Origin of the sequence: Paenibacillus taichungensis, from assembly GCF_013359905.1 — a bacterium.
In the GTDB taxonomy this organism is placed as follows: domain Bacteria; phylum Bacillota; class Bacilli; order Paenibacillales; family Paenibacillaceae; genus Paenibacillus; species Paenibacillus taichungensis.
In genome coordinates, this window is the sequence record NZ_JABMCC010000020.1 from 1 (window position 1) to 267 (window position 267).

Annotated in this window: 1 rRNA gene; it reads left to right on the forward strand. The window is 53.9% G+C overall.

Annotation, left to right across the window (positions count from 1 at the left end):
* Positions 1 to 267: ribosomal RNA gene (locus HP548_RS00095) — 16S ribosomal RNA — on the forward strand; the annotation flags it as partial.

Sequence of the window (267 nt, forward strand, 5' to 3'; positions counted from 1 at the left end):
GCCTGGGGAGTACGGTCGCAAGACTGAAACTCAAAGGAATTGACGGGGACCCGCACAAGCAGTGGAGTATGTGGTTTAATTCGAAGCAACGCGAAGAACCTTACCAGGTCTTGACATCCCTCTGACCGGTACAGAGATGTATCTTTCCTTCGGGACAGAGGAGACAGGTGGTGCATGGTTGTCGTCAGCTCGTGTCGTGAGATGTTGGGTTAAGTCCCGCAACGAGCGCAACCCTTGATCTTAGTTGCCAGCACTTCGGGTGGGCAC